This window comes from Methylophaga sp. UBA3192 (assembly GCA_002363955.1).
Lineage (GTDB): Bacteria > Pseudomonadota > Gammaproteobacteria > Nitrosococcales > Methylophagaceae > Methylophaga.
Genome location: DEXE01000006.1, coordinates 506,694 through 513,376, shown reverse-complemented (window position 1 = coordinate 513,376; position 6,683 = coordinate 506,694). Strand labels below are relative to the sequence as shown.

The 6,683-nt window shown below is 44.3% G+C and carries 8 protein-coding genes; all 8 read left to right on the top strand.

Features of this window, described 5'->3' with window-relative positions:
- The first annotated feature begins 3 nt into the window (after positions 1-3).
- The 8 genes from fabF to B2337_RS09415 are packed head-to-tail and all read left to right on the top strand — an operon-like array spanning position 4 to position 6,541.
- The gene (fabF, locus tag B2337_RS09450; protein ID WP_292359394.1) at positions 4-1,245 is read left to right on the top strand and encodes a beta-ketoacyl-ACP synthase II; all 1,242 of its coding nucleotides are present in this window, start codon (positions 4-6) and stop codon (positions 1,243-1,245) included.
- A gap of 10 nt (positions 1,246-1,255) precedes the next feature.
- Entirely contained in the window at positions 1,256-2,086 is an 831-nt protein-coding gene (gene pabC / locus B2337_RS09445; RefSeq protein WP_292415094.1) for an aminodeoxychorismate lyase, read from the top strand.
- Positions 2,083-3,108, top strand: coding sequence for an endolytic transglycosylase MltG (gene mltG / locus B2337_RS09440; protein ID WP_292415091.1), 1,026 nt, complete (start codon positions 2,083-2,085; stop codon positions 3,106-3,108). Before pabC ends, mltG begins: the two co-directional genes overlap by 4 nt.
- Entirely contained in the window at positions 3,105-3,740 is a 636-nt protein-coding gene (gene tmk / locus B2337_RS09435) for a dTMP kinase (RefSeq protein WP_292359399.1), read from the top strand. Before mltG ends, tmk begins: the two co-directional genes overlap by 4 nt.
- Positions 3,737-4,717, top strand: a complete 981-nt coding sequence (holB, locus tag B2337_RS09430; protein WP_292415090.1) for a DNA polymerase III subunit delta' — start codon at positions 3,737-3,739, stop codon at positions 4,715-4,717. The genes tmk and holB overlap by 4 nt, the downstream gene beginning before the upstream one ends.
- Before the next feature lie 15 nt (positions 4,718-4,732).
- Complete coding sequence (locus B2337_RS09425) at positions 4,733-5,086, top strand: PilZ domain-containing protein (RefSeq protein WP_292359402.1); 354 nt, start codon at positions 4,733-4,735, stop codon at positions 5,084-5,086.
- Positions 5,087-5,127: 41 nt separating this feature from the next.
- Positions 5,128-5,907, top strand: a complete 780-nt coding sequence (locus B2337_RS09420) for a TatD family hydrolase (protein ID WP_292415088.1) — start codon at positions 5,128-5,130, stop codon at positions 5,905-5,907.
- 4 nt (positions 5,908-5,911) lie between these two features.
- Positions 5,912-6,541 carry a GDSL-type esterase/lipase family protein gene (locus B2337_RS09415; RefSeq protein WP_292359406.1) on the top strand — a complete coding sequence of 210 codons (630 nt, stop codon included), beginning with the start codon at positions 5,912-5,914 and terminating at the stop codon, positions 6,539-6,541.
- Positions 6,542-6,683 lie beyond the last annotated feature (142 nt).

Sequence of the window (6,683 nt, the reverse complement as noted above, 5' to 3'; positions counted from 1 at the left end):
CTGATGTCTAAAAGACGCGTTGTGGTTACCGGGCTGGGCGCGGTAACACCGGTCGGTTTATCGGTGGCAGAAAGCTGGGATAACATCCTGGCAGGCAAAAGTGGTGTGGCACCAATCACATCATTTGATGTAACTGATTTTCCAGTTCGTTTTGGTGCTAGCGTCAAAGACTTTGATGTTGAGACAGTTATTTCTCGTAAAGACGCCAAGAAAATGGATACTTTCATTCACTACGGCATTGCAGCCGCAGTGGAAGCAATTAAAGATGCTGGTCTCGAAGTGACTGATGCCAATGCTGAGCGTATTGGTGTTGTTATTGGTTCGGGTATTGGCGGCTTGCCTGGTATCGAGGCCGGCTATGACAGTTTTCTGAATGGTGGTCCACGTAAAATTTCGCCTTTCTTTGTGCCTAGTAACATTATCAACATGATCTCCGGTAATTTGTCGATCATGTATGGCATGAAAGGTCCTAATACCGCTATTGTTACTGCCTGTTCTACTGGCACACATTGTATTTCGGCTGCTGGTCGCATGATTCAGTATGGTGATGCTGATGTGATGATCGCCGGTGGTGCCGAAATGGCTACATCGAAAACCGGTTTAGGTGGTTTTGCTGCAGCGCGTGCCTTATCAACACGTAATGATGATCCACTTGCTGCAAGTCGTCCGTGGGATAAAGATCGTGACGGGTTTGTCCTTGGTGATGGTGCTGGTGTGCTCGTATTAGAAGAATATGAGCATGCTAAAAAGCGTGGCGCAACGATTTATGCTGAATTAGTCGGCTCAGGTATGAGCAGTGATGCCTATCACATGACCATGCCGTCACAGGGCGGAGAGGGGGCAGCACGTTGCATGGTAAATGCAATGAATGATGCAGCCATCAACCCGGAAGACATCAGTTATATAAATGCTCATGGCACATCAACACCTGCTGGTGATGTGGCTGAAACCCAAGCGATTAAAACCGCTTTGGGCCATTCAGCACAAAAGGTAGCTGTCAGTTCAACCAAATCCATGATTGGTCACTTATTAGGCGCGGCCGGAGGCGTAGAAGCGGTATTCAGTATTCTGGCGATTCGCGATCAGGTGGCACCCCCCACTATCAATCTGGACAACCCGGATGACGCTTGTGATCTGGATTATGTACCACATACTGCCAGACAAATGACTATTGATATTGCCATGTCGAATTCATTTGGTTTTGGCGGCACCAACGGTACTGTTATTTTCAAAAAACTCAGTTAGTTGACACGACATGATTCTGATTAACGGCCAACCCGAAAACAGAATCGATGTCGCGGATCGTGGCTTGCAATATGGCGATGGTTTATTTGAAACCATCGCCTATCGTCATGGTGGACTGGAATTTTTATCTGATCATCTTTCCCGTTTAAAAGAAGGTTGTGATCGCCTGAAAATTGGTTTTTCAGCAGAACAACAACAGTTACTGATTCAAGATATACAATCTGTCTGCCAGCAGTTAAATCACAATGCCGTAGTCAAGATTATTCTGACTCGTGGCTCAGGTGGCAGAGGCTATCGTTATGAAGCTGATATGCAAACTACCCGCATTATCAGTAGCCATGCCATGCCGGTTTACCCTGTTCATAATGTTTACGGCATAAAAGTACGTATCTGCCATCAGCGTTTAGCAATCAATCCAAGCTTAGCGGGAATCAAACATCTTAACCGGTTGGAACAGATCCTTGCCCGAAATGAATGGCGGGATGAGACGATTGCCGAAGGTTTAATGTTGGATTATCAAGATCGGCTAATCGAAGGTACCATGTCAAATGTGTTTCTGGTGAAGGACAATAAATTATTCACGACTGAGATTTCAAGCTGTGGAATCGCTGGTATTATGCGTAAGCAGCTAATTAACCTGGCTGAAAAACTGGAGATGCCCGTTCATATTACCTCACTTACTATCGATGATATTAACTCAGCTGATGAAATGTTTGTTTGTAACAGTCTACTGGGTATCTGGCCGGTTATACATATCACAGACTTCAATAGGGATCTTGGTCACGGTCCGATCACCCAGAAGCTGCAGAAGGCTTTAAATTCATTAGACAGAAACCAATGAAAATACCTTTAACTATCAAACTACTTTTTTTACTGCTGTTCATAGCGATTATTGCTTTGATAGTCTGGAGTGAATATCAACGATTTCTGCATCAGCCAGTGAATCTGATCGAAGATGATACGATTTTTACTATCAATCCCGGTGATAACATCAGTAAAGTCAGTCAACGTTTATACGATAGTGGTTTGAGTCCAGTTCCCAGTGTCTATCTGGATATCTATGCTCGACTCCAAGGTAATGCGCAGCAGATCAAAGCAGGTGAGTATAGGGTTCAAGCTGATGCTACGTTGCCGGATTTATTAAACCTCTTTATTAGTGGCAGAGTCGTTCAATATTCGCTGACTATTATCGAGGGGATGACGGCAAATCAATTATTTGAAAAAATGCTGGCCCATCCAAAACTCAAAATCACTTTGAACGAACTGAACAATGAAACAGTGCGCGAAGCCTTGGCTATTGAGAATGAACGGGTTGAAGGCTGGTTTTTACCTGAGACTTATCACTTTCCTGCCAATACCACGGATGTACAGTTTTTACGTCGAGCGCATCAGAAAATGCAGAACCAACTGGAAAATGCCTGGCAACAGATGTCAGAAAAGTTACCATATGAATCGGCGTATGAAGTCCTGATCATGGCTTCTATTATTGAAAAAGAAAGTGCCATTCCTGAAGAACGACCAGAAATTTCCGGTGTGTTTGTCAGACGTCTGGATAAAGGTATGCGTTTACAGACAGACCCCACGGTTATCTATGGAATGGGTGAGAGTTATGATGGCAATATCCGTAAAAAAGATCTGCAAACCGATACGCCATACAATACCTATACCCGTTTTGGTTTGCCACCGACGCCAATCTGTTTACCCAGTAAAGAGTCTATTGAAGCAGCGATGAATCCGGCGGAAGGAACCAGTCTGTATTTTGTAGCGGGGGCTGAAAATGGTGGTCATGTTTTCTCAGATAATCTTGAAGACCATAATCGTGCCGTCAGGCAGTACTGGAATAATATGCGGTTAACCCAATGAACGGAAAATTCATCAGTATTGAAGGCATCGAGGGTGCTGGTAAATCAACGCAGCTGCAATTTATTGCTGATTATTTACGATATCAGGGTAAACACGTTGTCGTCACCCGTGAGCCGGGCGGTACTCCGTTGGGAGAGAAAATCCGTGAAGTTCTGCTTAAGCCAACGGATCAGGCGATGGCAGAAGATACCGAATTACTGCTGATGTTTGCCGCGCGTGCCGAACACATCCAACAGGTCATCCTGCCAGCGTTAAAGCGCGGCGATTGGGTCGTGTCTGATCGTTTTGTTGATGCCACTTTTGCCTATCAGGGCGGGGGCAGAGGGATTGACGAACAGCGAATTCGTCAATTGGCTGAGTGGACCTTGCAAGGCTTTCAGACCGATGTGACATTTTTATTTGATTTACCGGTTGCGCTTGGGCAAACACGTGTTGAGCAACGCCAGCAGCAAAAAGATCGCTTTGAACAGGAAAAAAAGGCTTTTTTTGAACGTGTGAAAAACTGCTATTTGGCTCGCGCAGAGGCTGAGCCGGAGCGCATCAAGTTAATAGATGCCAGCCAGAGTATTGCTGCTATTCAACAACAGCTTAGTCAACAGCTTGATCAGCTAGTGGATAAATCAGGTTTATGACGGAGCTTTTTCCATGGCAGCAAACACTTTGGCAGCATGTTGTTGTCAGAGTCGATAAGCAGCGCCTGCCGCATGCCATTTTAGTAACCGGTGTTGCAGGCTTAGGTAAAGCACAATTTGCTGCCAAAATGGCTGAAAGCCTTTTATGTTTAAACGTAGACAATCAATTTCACGCCTGTGGTGTCTGTCATAGCTGTCAGATCATGCAGGCGGGGAATCATCCGGATCATTTGACGATCAGTGTTGAAGAAGCGGGTAAATCAATCAAAATAGAACAAATCCGTGCGCTGAAAGAAAAACAGTCATTGACGCCGAGCATCGCCAAATGGAAAACGGTCGTTATTGAAGCGGCTGATGCGATGACCAATAGTGCCGCCAACAGTTTATTAAAACTGCTTGAAGAGCCTCAGAACAATACAATTTTGATTTTAACTACGGATGCAGTGCATCGGTTGCCTGTCACTATTTGTAGCCGCTGCCAGCAAATGCATATGTCGGCACCTGACTACTCAATAACGATGCAATGGCTTGATTCAGCAGGAATTTCAACAGATGTCGAGCAACTGCAGAAAATCTCGTCATTAACCCAGGATGCCCCGTTTGCTATCGTTAAAGCCCTTGAAAGTAATGAGTGGCAGGCGTATCAGCAGATTCAGCAGGATTTTGATCAGCTGCTGCTGCAACAGACAAATCCCGTCCAACTTGCTAATCAATGGCAGCAGTTAGATCTCTTGAAAGTCATGCACCAATTATTATCAACGATTAAAACCCGGCTCAAAAACCATTATTCGGGATATGCTGAAGTCAGTGAAACACAGCAATACTGGCAGATCGTTGATTGCATAGTGAATACAATAAAGCTAATATCGTCTCAAAATAACTACAACAAGACATTGTTAATAGAGGACTTTATGGTTTCAGTAATGCGTATCTCAGATACGAATTCAGTAAACTGGCAGTCTCGTACCGGCAAATAATTAAAGAGTCTTTTTATGGGTATGAATCCACGTAAAGGTATCCTCTCGCTGAAAATAAGCGATCAGAACATGTTGTATCATTCTTTTATGCCGTTTCTCAAAAACGGTGGTTTATTTATCCCCACGAATAAACATTATGAAATGGGCGAGGAAGTTTTTATTCTGCTGACCTTATTGGATGAGGCTGAGAAAATTCCAATTGCCGGGACCATTGCCTGGATAACCCCGAAAGGTGCTCAAGGAAATCAGGCTGCAGGCATAGGCGTACATTTCAGCGAAGGTGATGGCGGCGCGAATGTCGTTCGCGGCAAAATTGAAAATCATCTGGTCGACAAATTAAAGTCTGATAAAGCTACCTACACGATGTAAGACAAACATGACGGTATCCGCCGTCACCAACTGAGTTATTTATGTATATCGATTCACATTGCCACCTGAATTTACTGGCTGACCAACCTGGCGGCATTGCTGCGATGGTCGCAGAAGCTACTGAAAACAATATCGAACATATTTTGTGTATTGCGATTGATAAAGATAGCATTGAAGCCGTTCGCCAGCTTGCAGAACAATATCCTCAACTTACAGCGACTGTTGGGGTTCATCCAAATGTGGATGAAGCTGCGACCCTGAGTACGGAACAGCTTATTGAGCTGGCTAATCACCCTAAAGTTATTGCAATTGGGGAAACTGGCCTGGATTACTTTCGCAGTGAAGGCGATCTTACCTGGCAGCGCCAACGTTTCAGTTATCACATTGCCGCTGCGAAACAAACACAAAAACCATTGATTATTCATACCCGTGAAGCACGTGAAGACACAATGACGATGCTGGAACAGGAAAATGCCAGAGATGCGGGTGGCATTATTCATTGCTTTACTGAAAACTGGGAAACGGCAAAACGTGCTTTGGATATTGGCTTTTATATTTCTTTATCTGGAATTGTGACGTTCAAAAGCGCTCGTGAATTACAGGATGTCGCCAAAAAACTACCTTTGGATAGGATTCTTATCGAAACAGACGCACCGTATCTGGCACCGGTACCGCATCGAGGAAAGACCAATAAACCTGCTTATGTAAAACATGTTGCTGCTTTTCTGGCCGAGCTTCGTGGCGAATCAGAAGAGCAGATAGCGGCAACCACCACAGAAAATTTCTATCGATTGTTTCCGACCGCTAATAAGGCTGCCTGAAATCATGGATGCTACCGGTGTTCAAAAAAAATTATTGCTGATTTTTGTTGTTGTTTTTGGATTAATTGGCTGCGACCAGCCTTCAGTCAGCCTTAAACCCTTAAAACAAGACGCTGTCATTCTGGCATTTGGAGATAGCCTGACTTTTGGGACCGGTGCTCAGCCCGATCAGAGTTATCCAGCAGTATTAGCCGAACTAACCGGCAGAACAGTGATAAATTCTGGAGTTCCAGGTGAAATCAGTAGTGCTGGTCGGGCACGTTTATCACAACTGCTTCAGGAAACTAAACCGGATCTGGTTATTTTGTGTCATGGAGGTAATGATTTGCTTCGCAAGCAAAGCCGTCAACAATTACAGGCTAATTTGCAGGCGATGATTGATGAAATTACCGGTTCCGGTGCCCAGGTTTTACTTGTGGCTGTTCCTGCATTTAGTCTTAATCTGGCGCCGGTGCCTCTGTATCTTGAAGTGGCACAAGTTAATAAAGTGCCAGTTCAGGCAACTGCGCTGAGTGAAATATTGACTGATTCATCTTTAAAAGCGGATCAGGTACATCCCAATGCGCTTGGATATCAGCAGTTTGCTCAATCAATCTATCGTTTATTGATTGAAACGGATGCCATAAGGCCTTAGGGGCTGTTTATCTTTCGTCGCTAATATTGTTTTTATTCAATCACAATACGACGGGTTGTGATTGAAAACAGATCTCATTTTTTTACGGTTTTTTCAATGTGATTTTCTAAAGTTTTGATACGGGAAGACGTTATCTAAAACA

What these genes read in the sequence shown, in the direction of transcription:
- pabC (WP_292415094.1), top strand. Translation starts at nt 1,256, where the DNA reads ATGATTCTGATTAACGGCCAACCCGAAAACAGAATCGATGTCGCGGAT.
- B2337_RS09425 (WP_292359402.1), top strand. Translation starts at nt 4,733, where the DNA reads ATGGGTATGAATCCACGTAAAGGTATCCTCTCGCTGAAAATAAGCGAT.
- B2337_RS09415 (WP_292359406.1), top strand. Translation starts at nt 5,912, where the DNA reads ATGGATGCTACCGGTGTTCAAAAAAAATTATTGCTGATTTTTGTTGTT.
- fabF (WP_292359394.1), top strand. Translation starts at nt 4, where the DNA reads ATGTCTAAAAGACGCGTTGTGGTTACCGGGCTGGGCGCGGTAACACCG.
- B2337_RS09420 (WP_292415088.1), top strand. Translation starts at nt 5,128, where the DNA reads ATGTATATCGATTCACATTGCCACCTGAATTTACTGGCTGACCAACCT.
- mltG (WP_292415091.1), top strand. Translation starts at nt 2,083, where the DNA reads ATGAAAATACCTTTAACTATCAAACTACTTTTTTTACTGCTGTTCATA.
- holB (WP_292415090.1), top strand. Translation starts at nt 3,737, where the DNA reads ATGACGGAGCTTTTTCCATGGCAGCAAACACTTTGGCAGCATGTTGTT.
- tmk (WP_292359399.1), top strand. Translation starts at nt 3,105, where the DNA reads ATGAACGGAAAATTCATCAGTATTGAAGGCATCGAGGGTGCTGGTAAA.